The organism is Ralstonia sp. Ralssp110, assembly GCF_047325135.1.
GTDB lineage: Bacteria > Pseudomonadota > Gammaproteobacteria > Burkholderiales > Burkholderiaceae > Ralstonia > Ralstonia mojiangensis.
Window position 1 is genome coordinate 2580886 of sequence record NZ_CP168610.1, and the last position, 20492, is coordinate 2601377.

General features: G+C 57.0%; 21 protein-coding genes. 2 read left to right on the forward strand and 19 right to left on the reverse strand.

Features of this window, described 5'->3' with window-relative positions; genetic code table 11:
* Positions 1-5 precede the first annotated feature (5 nt).
* From ACEN9T_RS21030 to rfbB, 12 genes are all read right to left on the reverse strand, one after another.
* A complete protein-coding gene (locus ACEN9T_RS21030; protein ID WP_413706954.1) occupies positions 6-896 on the reverse strand; it encodes a chain-length determining protein in 891 nt (296 codons plus the stop codon).
* A complete protein-coding gene (locus ACEN9T_RS21035; RefSeq protein ID WP_413706955.1) occupies positions 886-2010 on the reverse strand; it encodes an MraY family glycosyltransferase in 1125 nt (374 codons plus the stop codon). Before ACEN9T_RS21035 ends, ACEN9T_RS21030 begins: the two co-directional genes overlap by 11 nt.
* Positions 2011-2025: 15 nt before the next feature.
* Positions 2026-2859, reverse strand: a complete 834-nt coding sequence (locus tag ACEN9T_RS21040) for a glycosyltransferase family 2 protein (RefSeq protein WP_413706956.1) — start codon at positions 2857-2859, stop codon at positions 2026-2028.
* Positions 2860-2968: 109 nt separating this feature from the next.
* Positions 2969-4105, reverse strand: coding sequence for a non-hydrolyzing UDP-N-acetylglucosamine 2-epimerase (gene wecB / locus ACEN9T_RS21045; RefSeq protein ID WP_413706957.1), 1137 nt, complete (start codon positions 4103-4105; stop codon positions 2969-2971).
* A 246-nt stretch (positions 4106-4351) separates the two neighbouring features.
* A complete protein-coding gene (locus ACEN9T_RS21050) occupies positions 4352-5257 on the reverse strand; it encodes a glycosyltransferase (RefSeq protein WP_413706958.1) in 906 nt (301 codons plus the stop codon).
* Positions 5258-5286: 29 nt separating this feature from the next.
* Positions 5287-6330 carry an EpsG family protein gene (locus tag ACEN9T_RS21055; RefSeq protein ID WP_413706959.1) on the reverse strand — a complete coding sequence of 348 codons (1044 nt, stop codon included), beginning with the start codon at positions 6328-6330 and terminating at the stop codon, positions 5287-5289.
* Positions 6331-6353: 23 nt separating this feature from the next.
* Positions 6354-7409 (reverse strand): hypothetical protein, encoded by a 1056-nt coding sequence (locus ACEN9T_RS21060; RefSeq protein WP_413706960.1) that lies wholly within the window; start codon positions 7407-7409, stop codon positions 6354-6356.
* A 40-nt stretch (positions 7410-7449) separates the two neighbouring features.
* Positions 7450-8712, reverse strand: a complete 1263-nt coding sequence (locus ACEN9T_RS21065) for an oligosaccharide flippase family protein (RefSeq protein ID WP_413706961.1) — start codon at positions 8710-8712, stop codon at positions 7450-7452.
* A gap of 19 nt (positions 8713-8731) precedes the next feature.
* Entirely contained in the window at positions 8732-9286 is a 555-nt protein-coding gene (gene rfbC, locus ACEN9T_RS21070; RefSeq protein WP_413706962.1) for a dTDP-4-dehydrorhamnose 3,5-epimerase, read from the reverse strand.
* Positions 9283-10161 (reverse strand): glucose-1-phosphate thymidylyltransferase RfbA, encoded by an 879-nt coding sequence (gene rfbA / locus ACEN9T_RS21075; RefSeq protein ID WP_413706963.1) that lies wholly within the window; start codon positions 10159-10161, stop codon positions 9283-9285. The genes rfbC and rfbA overlap by 4 nt, the downstream gene beginning before the upstream one ends.
* A 10-nt stretch (positions 10162-10171) precedes the next feature.
* Entirely contained in the window at positions 10172-11089 is a 918-nt protein-coding gene (gene rfbD / locus ACEN9T_RS21080; protein ID WP_413706964.1) for a dTDP-4-dehydrorhamnose reductase, read from the reverse strand.
* A complete protein-coding gene (rfbB, locus tag ACEN9T_RS21085; RefSeq protein ID WP_413706965.1) occupies positions 11079-12143 on the reverse strand; it encodes a dTDP-glucose 4,6-dehydratase in 1065 nt (354 codons plus the stop codon). The genes rfbD and rfbB overlap by 11 nt, the downstream gene beginning before the upstream one ends.
* 211 nt (positions 12144-12354) lie before the next feature.
* Here rfbB and ACEN9T_RS21090 point away from each other — a divergent pair, with 211 nt between their 5' ends.
* Positions 12355-13209: a symmetrical bis(5'-nucleosyl)-tetraphosphatase gene (locus tag ACEN9T_RS21090; RefSeq protein ID WP_413706966.1), complete on the forward strand. Its 855-nt coding sequence runs from the start codon at positions 12355-12357 to the stop codon at positions 13207-13209.
* A 9-nt stretch (positions 13210-13218) separates the two neighbouring features.
* Here the strand turns inward: ACEN9T_RS21090 and ACEN9T_RS21095 are convergent, their stop codons facing one another.
* From ACEN9T_RS21095 to ACEN9T_RS21125, 7 genes are all read right to left on the reverse strand, one after another.
* The gene (locus ACEN9T_RS21095) at positions 13219-14016 is read right to left on the reverse strand and encodes a lysophospholipid acyltransferase family protein (RefSeq protein WP_413706967.1); all 798 of its coding nucleotides are present in this window, start codon (positions 14014-14016) and stop codon (positions 13219-13221) included.
* A complete protein-coding gene (locus tag ACEN9T_RS21100) occupies positions 14003-15280 on the reverse strand; it encodes a dihydroorotase (RefSeq protein ID WP_413706968.1) in 1278 nt (425 codons plus the stop codon). Before ACEN9T_RS21100 ends, ACEN9T_RS21095 begins: the two co-directional genes overlap by 14 nt.
* A gap of 126 nt (positions 15281-15406) precedes the next feature.
* Positions 15407-16378: an aspartate carbamoyltransferase catalytic subunit gene (locus ACEN9T_RS21105; protein WP_065856972.1), complete on the reverse strand. Its 972-nt coding sequence runs from the start codon at positions 16376-16378 to the stop codon at positions 15407-15409.
* Between the two features lie 65 nt (positions 16379-16443).
* The gene (pyrR, locus tag ACEN9T_RS21110; protein WP_413706969.1) at positions 16444-16962 is read right to left on the reverse strand and encodes a bifunctional pyr operon transcriptional regulator/uracil phosphoribosyltransferase PyrR; all 519 of its coding nucleotides are present in this window, start codon (positions 16960-16962) and stop codon (positions 16444-16446) included.
* Positions 16959-17390 (reverse strand): Holliday junction resolvase RuvX, encoded by a 432-nt coding sequence (gene ruvX / locus ACEN9T_RS21115; RefSeq protein WP_413706970.1) that lies wholly within the window; start codon positions 17388-17390, stop codon positions 16959-16961. The genes pyrR and ruvX overlap by 4 nt, the downstream gene beginning before the upstream one ends.
* The gene (locus tag ACEN9T_RS21120; RefSeq protein ID WP_413706971.1) at positions 17383-17955 is read right to left on the reverse strand and encodes a YqgE/AlgH family protein; all 573 of its coding nucleotides are present in this window, start codon (positions 17953-17955) and stop codon (positions 17383-17385) included. Before ACEN9T_RS21120 ends, ruvX begins: the two co-directional genes overlap by 8 nt.
* 96 nt (positions 17956-18051) lie before the next feature.
* Positions 18052-18798 (reverse strand): pseudouridine synthase, encoded by a 747-nt coding sequence (locus ACEN9T_RS21125; protein ID WP_413706972.1) that lies wholly within the window; start codon positions 18796-18798, stop codon positions 18052-18054.
* Between the two features lie 79 nt (positions 18799-18877).
* Between ACEN9T_RS21125 and ACEN9T_RS21130 the strand changes: the two genes are divergently transcribed.
* Positions 18878-20431, forward strand: coding sequence for a cryptochrome/photolyase family protein (locus tag ACEN9T_RS21130; protein WP_413706973.1), 1554 nt, complete (start codon positions 18878-18880; stop codon positions 20429-20431).
* The last annotated feature ends 61 nt before the right edge of the window (positions 20432-20492 follow it).

A 20492-nucleotide genomic window follows, 5' to 3' on the forward strand; every position in this document is an offset into this window, starting at 1 on the left:
CACGTTTACTCACCGCAGCGGAGGATGCCCCGCCGACAATCACTGAACAGGCCCCAGAACACCGCGACAAGGAAGCCGAGCAGCAAACCGGCCGCCGCAAAAATCAGGCCGCTTGGAAATACGTGGTGTCGACTGACAGACATGGACCCGAAAAGCCGTGTGTTGAAGGTGCGCTCGGGATTCAACTGTTCTCGGATGTTGATTTCGCGTTGGCGCAAAGCTTGGAGTTGCTTGTCGTTCTCGGCAGACATGCTTGCCAACAGTACAGCCTCTGGGAACGTGGTTTCTCTCCTGGCCTGTTCACGAATACGCCCCAACTCCGCGAGCTGAGCCTTTCTGGCCTCTTCCGTGGCAATCATGCGGGTCACTTCGGCCATGTTCGCGTTGATCTTGTCCATAGAAGGCTTCGCGAGCACGGCATGTGCGCTGGTCAACTCATCGAGGAATGCCTTTACGTACCGCTGGGCGTCTGCCTGGGAGAAGCCCCGTACCGTCACCTCAATCAGGTCTGCGTTCTTGAGTTGCGTCGCCTTTAGAGAGCGCCGGATGAGATCCGTATTGGCGTTCTCGCCAATCCCCAGCGGTAAGCCGAGTTTTTGCAGAACCACATCCTTGAATTGAGGCAGTTGCAGCCGCTCCATCGCCCGGCCTACGGTTTCCACGGGCGTCATGGGCGATTGAGGCGTCTCGTTGGCAATCTGGCCAATCTGGACCACTGCGCTGGCCTCCCATTGCTTGGGCAGCATCAGCGCGAGGCCTATCGCAATCGCGCCACCCACTAAGCAGGTCAAAGCGAGCTTGATCAGGTGACGGCCAAAAAACGCCAGGACCTGGGCCATCGTTACCATGGCTGCATAGTCTTCCCGAGTATCGTCAAGGTGCTGATTAGTGTTCATGGTGCTTCTTCACTCGATGGTGCTTTTTGACGATCAGCCAGCGCGGAGATTGGAACCGAACAATCCGCCAGTACAGCCAAACATAAAAGAAGATGAAAACCGCGACAAATCCCAACAAGGCCAACTCGTTATTCCAGCATAGCGTGGCTGGCAGGACCGCCATCAGACTGAGCAGCCAAAGGTAAGGCGACGTCATCGAATTGCGCCGCAGCCTGTGCCGCTCATCCTTACTGCCGACGGCCCATCGCATGACGCGCTGATAGATGAGGGTGTGCAGATGGACTCCATCGGGGTAGCCGGCCGGCACCCCTTTCAATACACGGCGCCGATACATGGAGAACAGCGTCTCGAAGATCGGATATATCACCATCAGTACGGGGTACCACGCCGAGACGCCACTATTGCGCAGCACCAACAAAATGCTGCACTCCGCCAGCACGAACCCAATCATGTAAGCGCCCCCGTCTCCGAGAAAAATGTGCCCGGCGGGAAAGTTCCAGATAAAGAACCCGAGGATCGCCCCGATCATGGCGAACGCGATCGTCAGAATCAACGTGTCACCCACGTGGAATGCGACGTAAGCGAGCGAGACGAACATCATCATCGCCACCATCGAAGCCAGCCCATTAAAGCCGTCGATGATGTTGATGGAATTGGCCAAGCCTGCCACCGCAACGGTGGTGATTACGATGGAGATGATGGGAAAGGCCAACGCCATATCGATCAGATGGACGTCGATCCGAACAATCTTGGCGTTAAGGAAGTAGACCGCCGCCAAGGCTGCCGCCATGGTGGCAAGCAAGCGCTCCCGGGGACTAACGCGCTTGGTCATGTCTTCGATAAAGCCCGCAACGAAAGCGGGCATGACGCAAAGCACCAGCAACAGAAACGGATACCCCACGAGCTTGGGATCTCGTATCCACGCGGCTACGGCTGCGGCCGCGAGCGCCAGCACAATCCCGAGCCCGCCGATGCGTGGTACGGGGCGAGCATGGAATTTCTGCACGCCGTCCAGATCCCAGTCGGCCGTGATATGAGCGTGCAGGCTCGAATACCGGATCACCATCAGCGTCACGGCAAACGACACAAGAAAAGCCACCGATAATGTAAGCATAGGGGGCCCGCAGTTTTATCGTCCAACAACAGAGCGCATTGCATTCACACGCGCCAGCGTTTCTTTGTTCAACAGCCGCCGCTCGGCATCAACAAACCATCCAAAGCGGTTGAAATACAAAATCGCCGAACGCATGTGCTCGCGCAAAAGCCTCCAGGAGCGGAATGAGCCCTTCCCGTGCTCGTGCACCACCTCAGCCTGCGGCAAGAACATCGCGGCGCCCAGACGAGACGCCCGACGACAGATATCGACGTCTTCCAGATACATGAAATATCGAGGATCAAAGCCGCACAGTGCCTTGAACGCTTCAGAGCGGAACCCCAAAAAGGCTCCCGACAGATTATGGAGGCGCAACTCCGAGCGATAGTCGAACGACTGAAGCTCGTAGCGGGCGTCCGCCGCTGCGTAGAACTGCGACGGCACGAACCGCCTGGCGAACAGGTTCCATGGCGTGGGCAAAAGCTTGCACGACCGGTAAAGCGCACCATCTGGCGAGACAACCCGCGGCCCGACGAGCACAACATCCTTGCGCTGCGCCAGTACATCAGCCATTGCCCGGACACAGCCGGGTTTGACTACGATGTCAGGATTCACCACCAGATGAACCTCGGAATTGAGCGCCGACAGCCGGTCAAGCCCAAGATTATGGCCCCGACCGAAGCCCACGTTGCCCAGTGCATCGAGAACTTCAACGTCTTCCGTTACCAGACTGAAATAGCCGCCTTTGTTCTCGGAGTTGTCGACCAGCAGCACATGAACGCGCGCGTCTGCCTGCAAGGATGCGATGCATTGGCGGATCTGATCGATCGGATTGTTGTAGAGGACAATCGATGCCGTGATATTAATCATTATTTACGAACAATGCACTGAAGAATTTACGACGATCTAATTACGCCCTGAAAATCTAATACTCCGGAATATCCACTCGATAAATCCAGCGGGCTTGCCTGTCGATTCGTCAATCCTGAGCGCCTTTCCAATATTTCACCAGCGCAGCCACGATGCGATCTGCTGCCGCACCATCACCATAAGGATTGTGAGCAAATGCCATACGTTCGTACTCTGCACGATTATCCAACAGCAAACTCACCTCGCTATGGATTCTATCGATATCGCTCCCGACGAGCCTGACTGTACCCGCCTCGACCGCTTCAGGGCGCTCCGTCGTATCGCGCATCAGAAGAACTGGCTTGCCCAATGACGGCGCCTCCTCTTGAATTCCACCAGAGTCGGTCAGAATCAGGGAAGATTTCAACATTAGAAATACAAATGGCAAGTACTCCAGCGGTTCAATCAGATGAATATTAGAAAGACCCAGAAGAATTCGATTAACCGGCTCACGCACATTTGGGTTGAGATGAACTGGATAAACAAATTCTACCTGGGGATAATTCCGAGCAAGCCTGGCAATCGCCATACAAATCTTTTCGAAGCCCTTGCCGAAATTCTCTCGCCGGTGCCCGGTTATGAGAACAAGGCGCCGATCAAATCGGATGCCCGGGAATCGCGCCAACAAGTCCGTGGATATATTATTATCACTCTCGACTCTCCCCTTAATTTCCAGCAGCGCGTCAATAACAGTATTTCCTGTAACAACAATACTGTTATCCGCAATATTCTCCTCAATCAGATTTCTGCGAGCCTTTTCTGTGGGAGCAAAATGCAATTGCGCTAGAACCCCCGTCAATCTGCGATTTCCCTCTTCAGGCCATGGAGAGAATAAATTTCCGGTTCTTAGGCCAGCCTCCACATGGCCCACGGGCACTCTCTTGTAATACGACGCCAACGTAGCAGCAAACGTGGTCGACGTATCACCGTGAACGAGTACAAAATCGGGTTGCGCCTTCTTCATTACCTCACGGAGTTGCCCTAAAATATCGACCGTAATCGAAAATAAGTCCTGCCGTGGTCGCATGATATTAAGATCAAACTCCGGCTCGATGGCGAACAAATCCAGAACCTGATCAAGCATCTCACGATGCTGAGCCGTCACACAAACCTGAGACTCAATCCCGGAGTGCGCTTTCAGCGCGTGAACAACGGGTGCCATCTTGATCGCTTCTGGGCGAGTGCCAAATACGGTTAATACTTTCATGAGGAAGCCAAAATTTAGTACACCGAGGCATGATGCCACCCCACCACTTATCGTCGGCAGCATCACGAGAAATCCTTCTTTAAATTGCCACCGATACCAAAACAAGTATAAAAATAAATATTATTTTATATTTATTATTACCCAAGTCATGCGCACGAAAAGAGTTCAGCACCATCCTGCCTACGCTACGCCACCAGGCCAGGTATTCAATGCCGCGACGCAGTGCAAACGAATATTCTTTTTTCCCTAAAGTTTCTTGGAAAGTTTCGGCCATCGATCCGAGAACGCGCCTACCTTTAGACGCAGCCCATCCCAAACTCCTAGCATTATTGCAACAATTTTTCTGCAACGCTTCCCCTCGTACAGTATGACACAAAGCAACTCGTGAATCATTCTTGCGCAATTAAGCAAGAAGAACGCGGGGCAAGCATAAAAATAGCGGATTCCTAAAATTAATCCATTACGGAATATATAATATCTGCGAGCCGAGTTATGATTATTCGGACGGAAGCTCACTCCGAGAAGCTTATATTCTGTTCGTTGACCTATTGCATGCTTTAACGTTGCACGTGTATCTATAAAAAAGGGAACCCCGCGCTTCCGCGCACGCAGTGCGTACTCCGTATCAACGTGATCGATAAAAAGTTCTTCGTCAAACCCACCCAAAATCTTTCGAGCCTTACGAGATATAACGCTTCCCGATGAAATAGTCGAGAAAACGGAATGCCGTCCTGGAGGCAAGTCCTCCGGCCTCTTAGTTCGATAACGCCATGTTTCCAGATTTAGTAAAACTGAATATTTTTCTAGATTAACATCAAAAACTGCAGGCCCTAGAACAAACGGTTCATCGCCAATTTCTTCGGCTGATTGTACGAGCTGGTCAACACATTCCAACGTGATACGCGAATCCTGATCTAACAAAATCACCAAATCGGGATCATCCGTTAAGTTCTCCAGTGCCCTATTGAATGCACCCGCGATTCCGCCTTTATTGTAATTTCTACATATCGACACCGCTTCCAATTTAGTCCATTCTTGGGCGCAAACAGAAGATGACTTCGGGCTATTATCAACAACAACCAGTTGGTCAAAATAATCCGCGATACGTTCTACGTTGACAACATCTTCCTGCACTGGGTTGTACAACACCACGATGCCGCATCTCATTAAGGGTTTTCTAATCATAAAAAAATCGGCTGAACAAAATAATAATTTACAACCCAAAATAATATCATTGAGAAAAATATTCCCAAACCGATCCAGACCCTATCAAAAGCAACAATCAATGCCGGGAGAAGCGGAATAGCAACCACATCCAGTAACTCACCAACACGAAATGCAAAAACCGGGACGCTCGCCAAGGCGAAATACAGGACTATAGACATCGTCCATACCTTAAAAAGCACATCAAACAAGTAATAACGGTTACTCAACCTATCGTACCGAGACAGAATAACGCACCACACAAAAATTTTTAGAATGATCTCTGCGTTAAACAAATTAATATCTGCATATTCACCAGAAGCCAAAAGAATCAAATAAGCCCGGATCTTTGGAATATAGTTAGATAAAAATTCGAACAACATCCCATTCGCATTCAACAGAGAGAACATCAACCCAATACCGATAACCATCGACAAAGATAGAATTTTTCGCTTACTTTCCTTGCAGATCGGATAAATTAATAGATAGATTATTGCAGACTGGTGAAATGCAGTTGCCGTTAGCGAGCAGAAAAAATAGCGCACCCCGTCACGCCTGTGGAGCATAGGGAGGCTATACAGGAAAATACCCGTCGCTATACCTGCCCTCATCTGGGTCATCTCATGTAACAAAAAGTATTTTGAAATGTAAACCAGAATTGAGAGCCAAAAAAAATGACTGCTACGATAAATACCAAGGAGTTTTAACAGTACTCCCACTAAAGCGACAATCCAAAGATATTGGAACGAGTTAGCGCCGAGCTCTTTGCCAACCCATGAGAGAAACATGAAAGCTGGTTCAAAAGGCCCATTCAGCAGACCTTCGCCGAGGTCATATTCGCCATACTGCTGCAAATAAACATCCGTGTCGGCGGTTTGCAGACCTAAGCGCAGCGCTGCAGGCGGAACTAGAAGACCGGCAAGAAACAGAACACTAGCGATGGTGGGAAATAGAGCCCTTCGTCGCCTTCCAGGAACCGGCACAGCTGCTATCTTTTGTCTCATCGCTTTATCGTTCTGCATTGGCTCAATGCCTTGGATTAACCCTATGTCAAGTAGTGGATCAACATCGTACTTCCTTTACGATATTGCTCCGTCAATCGCCTTAGGCATTCAAAATTCGCCTTGCGCATAGCAAATATGGTTGCAGGCTCGGGTGGGCTGCTCATTTCATCGAGCAGCAAGAACGATGCGCCTAACCGAGAAAAATCACCAATATTCATATTCAATACAACTGGGATTACTCCATGCGCCATATATTCTACTGCCTTGGTAGGACAGGCGACATTATTAATTACATTATCATCGCGCAGCAGAAAACCAAACTCCACCCGTCTATAATATTCCCCAATCTGCTGGTGTGGGCAGGTAGAAAAATCGGCATCTATCCCTCCATAATTCTCCGCTTTCAACCGCAAAGCATCCGGATTTGGGGTTAGGAATATATATTCATATTCAGGATTATCGCTTGCAAAGCAAAGCATCAAATCGATATTTTGCCAAACTTGTAAACCTCCTGCATAAATTATCGTGGCCCTTGATTTTACAGGCGCAACAAACTCCCCCCATTTATCTTGCACCATTCCCATATCAAAAATGGGCAAGATAAGCTGCTGCGAAGATCCCGGATATTTTTTAGATAAATGATCGGCCATACGCTGCGTCACACATACCAGCACAGTGCTTTTATATGCTGCAAGCCTTTCACAAATAGACCTAATAACAGCTCTTACCGGTTTACCTTGAGCACGTGTCTCCTCAGGCACCACCCCATGGACGTCCGTCACAATTTGCTTTTTCAAAAGGTACGCAGGCAAAGCAAAAAGTACATTGAACACCGAATGAACGTACACCCACTCAGCGGCAACTATCAGTTTGAGTATGAAGAACCAGTGCAGAAAGAAATTCACGCGGTGGATGGTTACAACCCCGCGTTTCTCCGACACAAGCTTCCAATGTCGACGATAGGAAGCTGAAACGTACTCGCGATGAGTGTCGGCTACCAGGTTGTCAATTGCCGCGACACGCTGAACCATGCCATCGCGTTCGTTCTCAGGGGAGGGATAAGGACCAAAAAATAAAATCATGATTAACTGACCCATATTTTTTCATTAACCGGGCCACTCAAGTCGGCGCATTCAATTAATGGGAATAATTTTCGCGAAGCAGCAATCTAACTGCCCATATTAACAACATCATCAGTATCAACTCCCCTCCCAACATGCCTGCAATAACACCCACCTCCGCCTTAGTTGGAGTTAGTGCGAACATGAGAGCGAGAGTACCGAGCGCTGCCACCAAGAATGCACGAGCATATGTCCCCCCTCTTCCCATTGCGCTAAGTATCTGGATACCAAGTACATTGTTTATCACTCCGAGCACGATCCACGGGCATAGATAGCGTATTACCAGGAGATAACGAGCATCCGTCCAATGCAGCAGCTTCAGGCCCCATGGAGCGATCATATACAACGTTATGGTCCCGAGTGCCGTGGGGAAAAGCAACCACAGCGCGGTTTGCTTCACTGATTGCAACCCTTTCGAAGGGGATTCAGCAAACCGAGTGGCATTGACGGGATAAATACTTTGACTGATTGGTGCGATGCAACCTACCGCGGCTTTTATAATTTTCTCTGCGGCCGCATAGATACCTACGATCGATGTCGATGAAAATAAACCAAGCACAACTACACTGCTATTGGCCAATACTCCAGCACCCGCCGACGTAAGGAAGAATGGTGCGCCGACACGCATCTCTCGCGCCATAAGTGCAAAATTCACGGCTTCAAACTCTAGCACGCCTTTACGATGAAGACTAAACGTGCAAGTAATTGCCACAAAGAGAGGCGGGATGGAGTACGCACACACCGCAAATAACATATCTGACGGCTCACGCACGAAAAGGAAGATCGCGGCAGCGCCGGCCCACTTGGAAGCGCCCATTGTAATCGCCACAATCTTCATATTGTTAATACCCTGGTAATACCATAATGGTATCAATGCATTACCAATAGCGCTGCCCATCATTAATACACCAACAGCAAATGCGTCACCGCCCCCAGACCAAAGGTAAAGCACCGGTGCCGCTAAAATGCTTATACCAAAAACAAGTAGCCCTTTACAGGCATGAATTGTTGAAACATAACTACGTAGAATGTCGATGGAAGGAGAGGATGCGTAGACGGCAACCTGACGCGTAGCTGAAATGGAGAAACCATAATCGGCAAGAAGCTGAATATACACAGCCAATGCCTGCGCAAAGGCGATCACACCGAAACCTTCAGGTTTGAGGCGCGACACAAGTATGGGTAGCGTAATCAGCGGGACAATATAATTGCTGCCTTGCGCAAGAAGCAGAAACGTTATGTTCTTTAGCAATAGAGGGGAGCGGCTGGCTGACGTCAAGATACGCGCCGACGAGAAATTAGAACTCAAAAACTTCTGCCCCTTGCAATCTGGGGGCATTCGCATCCTTGCCAGATAACAACGGTTGACCTACGTCGGGCCACGCAATACCAATATCCGGATCATTCCAGACAATGCTGCGCTCGTGCTCCGCGTACCAGTAGTCCGTTGTCTTGTACAGAAACTCGGCGTACTCCGAGGTCACGACAAAGCCGTGTGCAAAACCCTCCGGGACCCAAAGTTGCCGCTTGTTCTCGGCCGACAGCGTCACCCCTACCCACTTGCCAAATGTCGGTGAGCTCTTGCGCACATCAACGGCCACATCAAAAACCTCGCCCACCGTCACGCGCACGAGCTTTCCTTGCGGATGCTGAATCTGGTAGTGCAAGCCGCGGAGCACATTGCGCGCAGAGCGAGAATGGTTGTCCTGAACAAACGCCCGCTTAATACCGGTCGCCTGCTCGAAGCTGCGCGCGTTGAAGCTCTCGAAGAAAAAGCCGCGATCATCACCGAACACCTTCGGTTCCAAGATCAGAACTTCGGGAATAGCGGTAGGGATAACGTTCAGATTCATTTGACGGTTTCCGAAATAATATGCTGGAGATACTTCCCGTATCCGTTCTTGCTCAGCGGCTTTGCCAACGCAGCGACTTGCTCGGCATTGATCCAGCGATTGCGATACGCGATCTCTTCCGGACAGGCCACCATCAACCCCTGGCGGTTCTGCAGCGTTGCAATAAACGTCGCCGCTTCCAGCAGGGAATCGTGCGTGCCGGTATCGAGCCATGCATAGCCACGCCCCATGATCTCGACTTCGAGTTGCCCTTGCGCCAGATAGTGCTTGTTGACGTCGGTAATCTCGAGTTCACCGCGAGCCGAGGGCTTGATATCAGCCGCGATATCGCAAACCTGGTTATCGTAAAAATACAGCCCCGTCACCGCATAGTGCGAGCGCGGCTTGGCAGGCTTCTCTTCGAGGGAAAGTGCGCGGAAGTTTTCGTCGAACTCGACCACGCCGTAGCGCTCCGGATCGTGCACGTGATACGCGAAAACGGTAGCGCCCTGGTTTTGTTCGGCCGAACGGGTCAACTGCGCCACCAGGTCGTGCCCATGGAAGATGTTGTCGCCCAGAATGAGCGTCGAAGGATCGTTGCCGACAAAATCCCGACCAATGATGAACGCTTGCGCCAACCCGTCCGGTGAAGGCTGTACGGCGTACTGCAAGTTGAGTCCCCACTTGCTTCCATCCCCCAGCATTTCAGTAAAACGCGGCGTATCTTCCGGCGTGGAAATGATGAGAATGTCTCGAATCCCCGCAAGCATCAGCGTAGACAGCGGGTAATAGATCATCGGCTTGTCGTACACCGGCAGCAGTTGTTTTGAAACCGAGCGGGTGATCGGGTAGAGCCGAGTGCCGGAGCCTCCGGCCAGGATAATGCCCTTGCGCATAGCGAGTCGTTCAGGAAAGGATTTGGTCCAACAGGAGATGAATGCCCTGTTGCCAGTCCGGCAGGTGTACGCCGAATGTCTCGACGAGCTTGTCCGTGTTCATGCGGGAATTGGCAGGGCGCGGCGCCGGCAGCGGGTATGCGGTTGCCGGAATGGCGTCGATGCGATCTGGATCGACCTTGAGTTCGACCCCAAGCGCCTTGGCGTAACGCAATACGGCGGTGGCATAGCTGTGCCAGGTGGTTTCGCCCGCAGCAGCCAAGTGGTACATGCCTGACGGAAACTCTGCGCGATCGCCGCTCAACCACGCCCGAGCCACGATCTGCGCGGTGACGTCTGCAATAAGTGCGGCCGTGGTGGGAGCGCCAAACTGGTCCGCAATCACCCGCAGGCTGTCTCGCTCGCGGCCGAGCTTCAGCATGGTCTTGACAAAGTTGCCGCCATGCGCCCCAGCGACCCAGCACGTGCGCATGACCAACGCAGTCGCGCCCGATGCCGCGATCGCCTCTTCGCCGGCAAGCTTGCTCTTGCCATAGACCGACTGAGGATTGACAGGGTCGGTTTCGACGTAGGCGCCGTCCTTGGTGCCGTCAAAGACATAGTCCGTGCTGTAGTGCACCAGGAGGCTGCCAAGGGCGCGTGCTTCATCCGCCAACGCGCCGACTGCCGTGCCGTTGACGGCGAATGCCATCTCGGCGTCCGTCTCGGCCTTGTCGACGGCGGTGTAAGCGGCGGGATTGACGATGACGTCGGGGCAATACTCGCGTACCACCTTGCGCAGCGTGTCAGGCTGAGCAAGGTCACACGTGGCCCGGTCCAGGGCAATCACGTCACCCAAAGGCGCAAGGCTGCGCCGGAGCTCAAAGCCGACCTGACCGTTGCTTCCGGTAACTAGCAGGCGAGGGATGGGGCGCACCTTATGCTGCATACTGCTTTGCAACCCAATTCCGGTATTCGCCCGACACAACGTCCTGCACCCAAGCCTGGTTGTCCAGATACCACTGAACGGTCTTGCGCAGACCTGTTTCGAATGTCTCGGCCGGTTTCCAGCCAAGCTCACGCTCGAGCTTGCGAGCATCAATCGCATAGCGGCGATCGTGGCCTGGGCGGTCCTTCACGAAGGTAATCTGATCACGATAGGAACCTGTCGCCTTCGGCTTCAGTTCGTCAAGCAAATCGCAAAGGGTGTAGACCACGTCGAGGTTGGTCTTCTCGTTCCAACCGCCCACGTTGTATGTCTCACCCAGGCGCCCACGTGCGAGCACCTCTCGTATGGCTGCGCAGTGGTCACCCACATACAGCCAATCGCGCACGTTCTGGCCGTCACCATAGACCGGCAGCGGCTTGCCGTCGAGCGCGTTAGTGATCATCAGAGGAATTAGCTTCTCAGGGAAATGATAGGGACCGTAATTGTTCGAGCAATTGGTCGTCACCACCGGAAGCCCATAGGTATGATGGTAGGCACGCACGAGGTGGTCCGATGCTGCCTTGGACGCCGAATACGGGCTGTTTGGCGCGTATGGGGTCGTTTCCGAAAATTGCGGGTCAGTGGCGCCAAGCGAGCCGAAGACCTCGTCGGTGGAAACATGCAGGAGGCGGAACTCCGCCTTGGCCTCGGCGTCGAGCCCGCCCCAATAGGCACGAACAGCTTCAAGCAGAGTGAACGTGCCGACGATATTGGTCTGGATGAATTCACCCGGCCCGTGGATGGAGCGATCCACGTGGCTTTCGGCTGCAAAGTGGACCACTGCGCGTGGCTTGTACTGCTCGAACAAGCGGTCGAGCGCTGCGCGGTCACAAATGTCCATTTGCGAAAATACGTGGCGCAAATCGCCTTCTACAGCGGCCAGCGTCTTGCGATTACCCGCATAGGTCAGCTTATCGACGTTGACGACACCTTCAGCGTCAGGGTTCGCCAGCCAGTTAAGAACGAAATTGCCACCAATAAAGCCGGCCCCGCCGGTAACCAGGATGTAGGACAAACTCTGCGCTCCTTGCTGCGACCCGTTTGGGCCCTGGAATCCGGTTGAACTTCCCTCAGGGACCCTACGGATTTGTTAAATGTCGTGAGAAGTCGCGTATTCTATCCGACCCCCTAGGCATACCCTGCCAAAGCGCCTGAACTTTTTGTAGCGCGTTGTAACACCTGAGACCGCAACGCCTCAAACAGACTGAATGCGCGGTCGACAGCACATGAAAGTTGCAACTATCCCCCCCCACGCCATCGGCGACCTCCAAGGCTGCTGCTCCCGCCTCCAGTCCTTGCTGGCCGCCCTCCCCGCCAACGCCCCACTCCGCTTCGTCGGCGACCTCATCAACCGAGGCCCAGAGTCGCTCGCCGCGCTGCGCCAAGTTATCGCGCTTTGCGAGGCCGGCCGCGCTCGCACCGTGCTGGGCAACCACGATATCCACCTGCTTGCCGTGGCGGCAGGCGTGCGCAAGCCCGGCAAGCGAGACACGATCGCCGAGATCCTCTCCGCGCCCGATAGCGACCAACTCATCACCTGGCTACGCCACCAGCCGCTGGCCATTTTCGAAAACAGTTTCCTGATGGTGCACGCCGGCGTCCTGCCTCAGTGGACGACAGGCGATGTACTGGAGTTGGCCGGCGCGGTGGAGCGAGAGCTGCGCAGCGCACATTGGAAGACCTTCCTGGCCGACGCCTTCGGCAACCATCCGGACAAGTGGAGCGACGATCTCGTCGGCATGGATCGGCTACGGCTGACCATCAACGCCTTGACGCGCCTACGCTTCTGCAAGCCCGACGGCACGATGGAGTTCGAAACGACGGACGCCGATGGCGCACCGGATGGCCACATGCCGTGGTTCGACGTGCCGGGCCGCCGCACGCGAGGCACGCCGATCGTGTTCGGGCATTGGTCCACCCGTGGGCTGGTGATGCGCGACGATGTGATGGGCTTGGATACCGGCTGCGTGTGGGGTGGGAAGCTGACAGCGGCGAAGCTATCGCTGGCCCCAGCCGGGCGTGACGTGATCCAGGTGGATTGCGAGCAGGCGCAAGACCCGCTCGCGCACAAAAAGAAATAACCGTTTGACCTAGCCCGCGCGAGCGATCAGGGTCGCAACCGCTTCCTGGCTATGTGCGGCCAGGGCACGGCGATCCATCTCCGGAGCCACGGCGGGGCCTACGAGCACTTCCACCACCAACGGCGGCCCGTTCAGCATGGCATTGATCGTGTCCATCATCGACAGGTCACCGATATACGCTGGAATGGTCGTCAACTCACCCGTCCCGGCAATGCGATAGCGCAGCGCCACCGGCCGGATGGGTGCGCCAGCGCTGACGGGCGCCTGAAACAGGTTGGCGTGAAACGGCAGCAGTTGCAGCCCGTCAGACGTCGTGCCCTCGGGGAACACGCAAATGGCATCCCCCGAACGCATCGCATCTGCAATGACGTGCATGATGCGATGCGCATCGCGCTTGCGGGCGCGCTCGACAAACAGCACGCCCGTCTGAGCGCATAACCAGCCAATCACCGGCCAGCCGCGAATCTCCGATTTGGCGACGAAGCGCGGCGGGTACCAGCTGTTGATCGCGTAGATGTCGATCCACGAGACATGGTTGGACACCAGCATGGAACCCGCCAGTTCCTGGCCCGAGACCTGCTCGCCATGCACCACGAGCGAGACCCGGAACAGCGCCAGCAACTTGCGCGACCAGCGTTGAATCAACGCTTGCTTGGTCTGCGGCTTGATCCACCAGAACAGCAACGCGCACGTGATCAGACCTTCGACCAGATGCACGAGCAACCGCAGCTTGCGGAGCACATGCTTGCGCTGTGGCGTGCACGTCTCGGTGGGCGCGCTTGTCACGCGTTGATCAATGCCCGTCATAGGCAAGATGCCCGGCAACCATCGTGGCACGTACACGGCCGGCTAGCTCGAAGCCCAGATACGGGGAGTTCTTGCCTTGGCTCCGCAGCGCGCGTGGCTCAAGTTTCCAGGTCGCATCCGGATCGAACACGCACACATCGGCCATCGCCCCCACTTCCAGCGAGCCTGCATGCAGGCCCAGCACACGAGCCGGCTCGCTGGTGATGCGCGACAGCGCCTTCGACAGCTCGACCTTGTGTTCGGTGGCCCAGCGCAGCGTGAGCGGCAGCAGGGTTTCGAGGCCGGTCGCGCCGGGTGTGGCCTCAGCAAACGGCAGCAGCTTCTCGTCGTCATCCACAGGCGTGTGGTCGGAACAGATCGCGTCGATGGTGCCATCGGCCAGCGCACGCACGATGCCGTCGCGGTCGCGCCCGGAGCGCAGCGGCGGCACAAAACGCATCTGCGAATTGAAGTAGCCGATATCGACGTCGGTCAGCGAGATATGGTGGACGTTCACGTCGCATGTGACCGGCAAACCTTCGGCTTTCGCACGGCGCACAAGCTCGATGCCCGCGGCCGATGACAAGCGGCACAGGTGCACACGGGCGCCCGTGCTGCGAATCAGTTCGAAGATGGTATGCAGGCGCACCGTCTCAGCCATGACAGGCACCCCCGAGAGGCCCAGGCGTGAAGCCAGCGGGCCGCTTGCGGCCACGCCGCCCTTACCCAGATACGGGTCTTCCGGGCGCAGCCAGACGGTGAAGCCAAAGGTCTGCGCGTATTGCAGCGCACGCATCAGCACTTGCGTGTCGGCCATCGGCGCATCGGTCTGCGAGAAGCCAACGCAGCCCGACTCTGTCAATTCGGCCATCTCCGTCAGCACCGCGCCCTTCAAACCGACAGTGAGCGCACCGAGCGGATACACATGCGCCTGATTCAGGTTGCGCGCGCGGAACTTGAGCATCTCGACCAAGCCGGGTTCGTCCAGCACAGGATCGGTGTCCGGCGGGCATACCAGCGAGGTCACGCCGCCGGCCATGGCCGCCGCCATTTCCGACTCGAGCGTGGCCTTGTATTCGAAGCCCGGCTCGCGCAGGCGGGCTGATAGGTCAATCAGGCCCGGGCAAACAACCAAGCCCGTCGCGTCGATGGTCTTGTTGGCATGGAAATCCGCCGGAGCGTGGCCGACACCGACCACCTTGCTTGCCGCGATGTACAGGTCCTGTTGTGCGTCGATACCGTTGGCCGGGTCGATCAGGCGGCCGCCTTTGATATGCAGTTTCATCGTTTCAATATTTTTGAGATGGATGCAAAACGAAGCGAAGCGGTTCTGGCGGTTCGGCGCCGACGCAGACAGTACAAAAAGTACGGCAAGTCGACGCCGGGCCGGCAGAATCGTTTTTCATCGATCTCAGTCGTTGTTGCCAGCCACGATGCCCATGACCGCCATGCGCACGGCGATGCCGAACGTCACCTGATTCAGGATCACCGATTGCACGCCGTCGGCCACGGCGGAATCGATTTCCACGCCGCGGTTCATCGGGCCGGGGTGCATGACGATGGCGTCCGGCTTGGCCAGCGCCAGGCGCTCCTGCGTGAGGCCGTAGGCCTTGAAGTATTCCTGTGCCGAGGGCAACAGCGCGCCGCTCATACGCTCGTTCTGCAGGCGCAGCATGATGACCACGTCCACGCCCTTCAGGCCTTCTTCCATGTTGTGGAAGACGCGCACACCCATGTGCTCCAGCCCGCCCGGCAGCAGCGTACGCGGGCCAATGGCGCGCACTTCGGCGCAGCCCAGCGTCGTCAACGCATGGATGTCGGAACGCGCCACGCGCGAGTGCAGGATGTCGCCGACGATCGCCACCGTCAGGTTGGAGAAATCCTTCTTGTAGTGGCGGATGGTGTACATGTCGAGCAGCCCCTGCGTCGGGTGCGCATGACGGCCATCGCCCGCGTTGATGACGTGCACATGCGGCGCGACGTGCTCCGCGATCAGGTACGGCGCACCGGAACTGGCGTGGCGGACGACGAACATGTCCGCCTGCATCGCCGACAGATTGTTGATCGTGTCGAGCAGCGACTCACCCTTGCTGGTGGACGACGCGTTGATGTTCAGGTTGATCACGTCCGCCGACAACCGCTTGGCCGCGATCTCGAACGTGGTGCGCGTGCGCGTGGAGTTCTCGAAGAACAGGTTGAACACGCTCTTGCCGCGCAGCAGAGGCACCTTCTTCACCTCACGGTCGGAATCCGACACGGAGACGAACTGCTGCGCGGTGTCCAGCACGTGCGTGAGGATGTCGCGCGACAGCCCCTCGATCGACAGCAGGTGCTTGAGCTCGCCGTTTTTCGTGAGCTGCGGGTTGGCGAAAGTCTTGGGCATGAGAAACGAAAGGCGACGAGGTCAGTACAGGTCAGGTCAAAGCGGGTGCGGTGCAGCGGGCGAACTCAAGCGCCTTTGAGCTCGCACGTAAAGGTGAAGCGGGCCGAAGCGCCCTCGCCGGCTTCGCTCAGCACGAGCGATTCGTTGGGCGGCAGCGTGATGCGTTCACCGATGTAATCGGGGGCAACGGGCAACTGGCGTTCACCGCGGTCGACCAACACGGCCAGCTCGACCGCAGCCGGACGGCCGTAGTCGAACAGTTCATTGATGGCCGCGCGGATGGTGCGACCGCTGGCCAGCACGTCGTCCACCAGCAGGATGCGGCGCTCGTTCACGTCGAACGGCAGCGTGGTCGGTTGCGCCTTGGCGTGCAGGCCTTTCTTGGCGTAATCGTCGCGGTGCATCGCAACGTTGACGACGCCGTAATCGGGCAGGCCAAGGTCATGCGCCAGCCGCTTGGCAATCCAGGCGCCGCCGCTGACAATGCCGGCCACCGACCAGGTGTGGCCGTCGGCCAGCCGCGTGCGCAGTTGTGCAACGAGGCTCTGGTACAGCGCCTCGGCATCGATCTGTTGCGATGTCATGCGTGTTCGTCGAAAAACTGTTGGAGGATGATGCACGCGGCTTCTGCGTCGAGCACATCGTCGGAGGCACCGGCGTCCTGCGCGGCGATTGACGAATAGCGCTCGTCCACCCAGGTAACCGGCAGGCCATAGCGGCCGTGCAATTGATTGCCGAAGCGCTTGGCGAGCTTGATCATCGGCTGCTCTTCCCCATCGGGGTGAACTGGCATACCGACCACGAAGCCGACTGGCTGCCATTCGCCCACAAGCCGCGTGATCTGCGCGAAACGGAAATCGACCGAGCGGTTAGGAATGGTTTCCAGCGCCCGCGCCGAGCGCGTAATGGAATTACCCAGCGCGACGCCGATGCGTTTTTCGCCGTAATCGAATGCCAGCAAGGTGCCTTCTGCGGGCACGGAATGGGTCGCCGGACGCGCCGGCTCAGGCATGCCCGGCCTCGCCCGACAGCATGGCGGGGTTGATGCCCAGCAGGTTCAGCGCCGCGGCAAACCGCTCTTCGGGAGGCACGTTGAAGATGATCTCGGGATCGGCGTGGACAGTCAGCCAGCCGTTGCGGCTGATTTCGTCTTCCAGTTGTCCGGCACTCCAGCCGGCATACCCGAGAGTCAGGATGAAGCGGTGCGGGCCGCCTCCCTGGGCAACAGCTTCTAGCACATCCTTGGAGGTGGTCATTTCCAGCCCGCCCGGCACCGCCAGCGACGACGAATACGCGCCCGTAGCGTCGTGCAGCACAAAGCCGCGCTCAGTCTGCACCGGGCCGCCGTAGTACACGGATTGTTCTGCGAGGGGGTGGATTTCGAGCTTGAGATCGATCTTGTCGAACAGTGTCGCCAAGTCGATGTCGATGGGGCGGTTGATCACGAGCCCGAGCGCGCCGCGCTCGTTGTGCTCGCACATGTACACGACGGTGCCCGAAAACGTGGAATCCGCCATGCCAGGCATAGCGATCAGGAACTGATTCGTGAGATTGATAAGTGCGTCAGGCGAGGCCATGGGGTGAGTTTACCAAAAGCCCCCGGGCGCTGCCCCTCTCATTTTGAGGAATCGGCCCTCGGCGCAAGGTTTTTTGGTCTGGCATATTGTGGCGCCTCAGGCACTCGGCCCGGTTGCATGTGGCGGCGTGGTGTTCAACGCCCCCAGATCAGCGGCTTCCAGCCAACGCCAGTCGCCCGGTGCCAGGTCGCCCAGCGACAACCCGCCGATGGCGCTGCGGTGCAATCCGGCCACGTGGTTACCGGCAGCCGCCACCATGCGTTTCACCTGGTGGTATTTGCCTTGCGTGAGCGCCATACGCAGGTGGTGCGTGTCGACACGCTCCGCCCAAGCGGCGGCAACGTTTTCATTCTCGTCGGCCAGCAGCACGCCGGCGCACAACTGGGCGATCTGCGCATCGGTTACGGGCTCGGCGGTGGTGATCTCGTAGACCTTGGGCACCTGGTGGCGCGGGCTGGTGATGGTGTGAACGAACTGGCCATCGTCCGTGAGCAGCAGCAGTCCTGTGGTGTCCTGGTCGAGCCGCCCGACGCACTGCACGGCCCGCTCGCGCAGCGGCACCGGCAGCAGCGTGTATACGCTCGGATGGTGTTTCGGCTTTTGCGAGCACTCCACGCCGGCCGGCTTGTTGAGCATCAAATAGGCTCGGGCGTGGTATGCCCAGCGCTCGCCGTCGACATCCAGCACCAGGCCGGCGGTATCGACCAGCGCATCAGGGCTTTCCATCTCGACGCCGTTGATGAATACCAAACCCGCGAGTACGAGGTCCTTGCAATAGCGGCGCGTGCCGAAGCCCTGTGATTGCAGGATGCGATACAGCGGAAGACGAGAAGAATCAGCCATGACAACAACGTGAACAAGACAAAAAGGCGCGTATTTTGCGATACGCTCGGCCAGTCCAAAGAGCAACCGACTCCATCCGATGCCCTCCACCGCCCCAAGCCGCCAGCCTTACGACATCGGAGCGCACTTCCAGCGAGGCCTGGTGTGGTTCCGGCGCGATCTGCGGCACTTCGACCACGCGGCGCTGCATTATGCCCTGCGCCACTGCCGCGAGGTCTATTGCGTGTTCGTATTCGACCGCGACATCCTCGACGCGCTGCTTGCGCGCGGGCTCAAGGCCGACCGCCGCATCGAGTTCATCCGCGCGTCCGTCGAGGAACTGCGCAGCGTGTTGCGCGAGGCCGGCGGCGACCTGATCGTCGTGCATGATCACCCGCGCCAGGCGATTCCCGAGATCGCGCGCCGGCTCAACATCGAAGCCGTTTTCGCCAACCATGACGAAGAACCTTTTGCGCAGGCCCGCGATGAAGCGGTGCGCAAAGTGCTGGCCCAGCAGCCGTGCGCCTGGTTCGACTTCAAGGATCAGGTGATCTTCGAGCGCGACGAAATCCTGAACGGGCAAGGCAAACCGTATGGCGTTTTCACGCCTTACAAGAATGCCTGGTTGGCCGCGTTGACACCGTTCGACTTGCGCGCGTATCCGACCGAGCCTTACCTAGGTGCGCTGGCCAAGCCGCCGCAGGCGCTTTCACACGCGACGCCAGCGTTGGAATCGATGGGCTTCGCACGCACCAATCTGTCGGAGATCGCCCTGCCCACTGGCATGTCGGGCGGCCAGGCCTTGCTCGACGAGTTTGAAGAGCGCATGGACGACTACCATGCGCGCCGTGACTTTCCCGCCGTGCGCGGACCCAGCTATCTGTCAACGCACCTGCGCTTTGGCACCGTGTCGATCCGCGCGCTCGCAGCGCGCGCGCATGCCGCCATGCTGCGCGGCAGTCGGGGCGCGGCGACGTGGCTGTCGGAGTTGGTCTGGCGCGACTTCTATTTCATGATCCTGCATCACCGCCCGGACTTGGCCGACGGCGCCGCGTTCCATCCGGAATTCGATCGCATCCGCTGGGTAGACGGAGACACCGGCGACGCGCGCTTCGAAGCGTGGAAGGCTGCGCGCACCGGTTACCCGCTCGTGGACGCAGCCATGCTGCAGATCTTCCAGAGCGGCTACATGCACAACCGCCTGCGCATGGTGGCGGCGAGCTTCCTCATCAAGGACCTCGGCATCGACTGGCGACGCGGCGAGCAGTATTTTGCCGACGTCCTCAACGATTTCGACTTCGCAGCCAACAACGGCGGCTGGCAGTGGGCGGCGTCCAGTGGGTGCGACGCGCAGCCGTGGTTCCGCATCTTCAATCCCGTCACGCAATCGGAGAAGTTCGACCCGCAAGGCCGCTTCATCCGCAAGTACCTGCCGCAATTGGCGAAGCTGCCCGACAAGTACATTCACGCGCCATGGACGGCGCCGGCCAACGTGCTGAAGGAAGCAGGCGTCGCGTTGGGCGAGACGTATCCCTTGCCCATCGTCGACCACGCGGCCGCGCGTGCTGCGACACTCGACCGCTATGCCGTCACCAAGGCGCATCGCACATCGGGCGCCGAGGCGGCGGCACTGAGCAAGATCAGCGACGATTGAGAATCGCCACGCACCAAAGACAACGGGCCGGTAGAACACCGGCCCGTTGTTGTTTCTGCCA

Coding starts and splice junctions, on each gene's coding strand:
- ACEN9T_RS21030 (WP_413706954.1), bottom strand. CDS start 896: ATGAACACTAATCAGCACCTTGACGATACTCGGGAAGACTATGCAGCC.
- ACEN9T_RS21035 (WP_413706955.1), bottom strand. CDS start 2,010: ATGCTTACATTATCGGTGGCTTTTCTTGTGTCGTTTGCCGTGACGCTG.
- ACEN9T_RS21040 (WP_413706956.1), bottom strand. CDS start 2,859: ATGATTAATATCACGGCATCGATTGTCCTCTACAACAATCCGATCGAT.
- wecB (WP_413706957.1), bottom strand. CDS start 4,105: ATGAAAGTATTAACCGTATTTGGCACTCGCCCAGAAGCGATCAAGATG.
- ACEN9T_RS21055 (WP_413706959.1), bottom strand. CDS start 6,330: ATGCAGAACGATAAAGCGATGAGACAAAAGATAGCAGCTGTGCCGGTT.
- ACEN9T_RS21060 (WP_413706960.1), bottom strand. CDS start 7,409: ATGGGTCAGTTAATCATGATTTTATTTTTTGGTCCTTATCCCTCCCCT.
- rfbC (WP_413706962.1), bottom strand. CDS start 9,286: ATGAATCTGAACGTTATCCCTACCGCTATTCCCGAAGTTCTGATCTTG.
- rfbA (WP_413706963.1), bottom strand. CDS start 10,161: ATGCGCAAGGGCATTATCCTGGCCGGAGGCTCCGGCACTCGGCTCTAC.
- rfbD (WP_413706964.1), bottom strand. CDS start 11,089: ATGCAGCATAAGGTGCGCCCCATCCCTCGCCTGCTAGTTACCGGAAGC.
- ACEN9T_RS21090 (WP_413706966.1), top strand. CDS start 12,355: ATGAAAGTTGCAACTATCCCCCCCCACGCCATCGGCGACCTCCAAGGC.
- ACEN9T_RS21095 (WP_413706967.1), bottom strand. CDS start 14,016: ATGACGGGCATTGATCAACGCGTGACAAGCGCGCCCACCGAGACGTGC.
- ACEN9T_RS21100 (WP_413706968.1), bottom strand. CDS start 15,280: ATGAAACTGCATATCAAAGGCGGCCGCCTGATCGACCCGGCCAACGGT.
- ACEN9T_RS21105 (WP_065856972.1), bottom strand. CDS start 16,378: ATGCCCAAGACTTTCGCCAACCCGCAGCTCACGAAAAACGGCGAGCTC.
- pyrR (WP_413706969.1), bottom strand. CDS start 16,962: ATGACATCGCAACAGATCGATGCCGAGGCGCTGTACCAGAGCCTCGTT.
- ruvX (WP_413706970.1), bottom strand. CDS start 17,390: ATGCCTGAGCCGGCGCGTCCGGCGACCCATTCCGTGCCCGCAGAAGGC.
- ACEN9T_RS21120 (WP_413706971.1), bottom strand. CDS start 17,955: ATGGCCTCGCCTGACGCACTTATCAATCTCACGAATCAGTTCCTGATC.
- ACEN9T_RS21125 (WP_413706972.1), bottom strand. CDS start 18,798: ATGGCTGATTCTTCTCGTCTTCCGCTGTATCGCATCCTGCAATCACAG.
- ACEN9T_RS21130 (WP_413706973.1), top strand. CDS start 18,878: ATGCCCTCCACCGCCCCAAGCCGCCAGCCTTACGACATCGGAGCGCAC.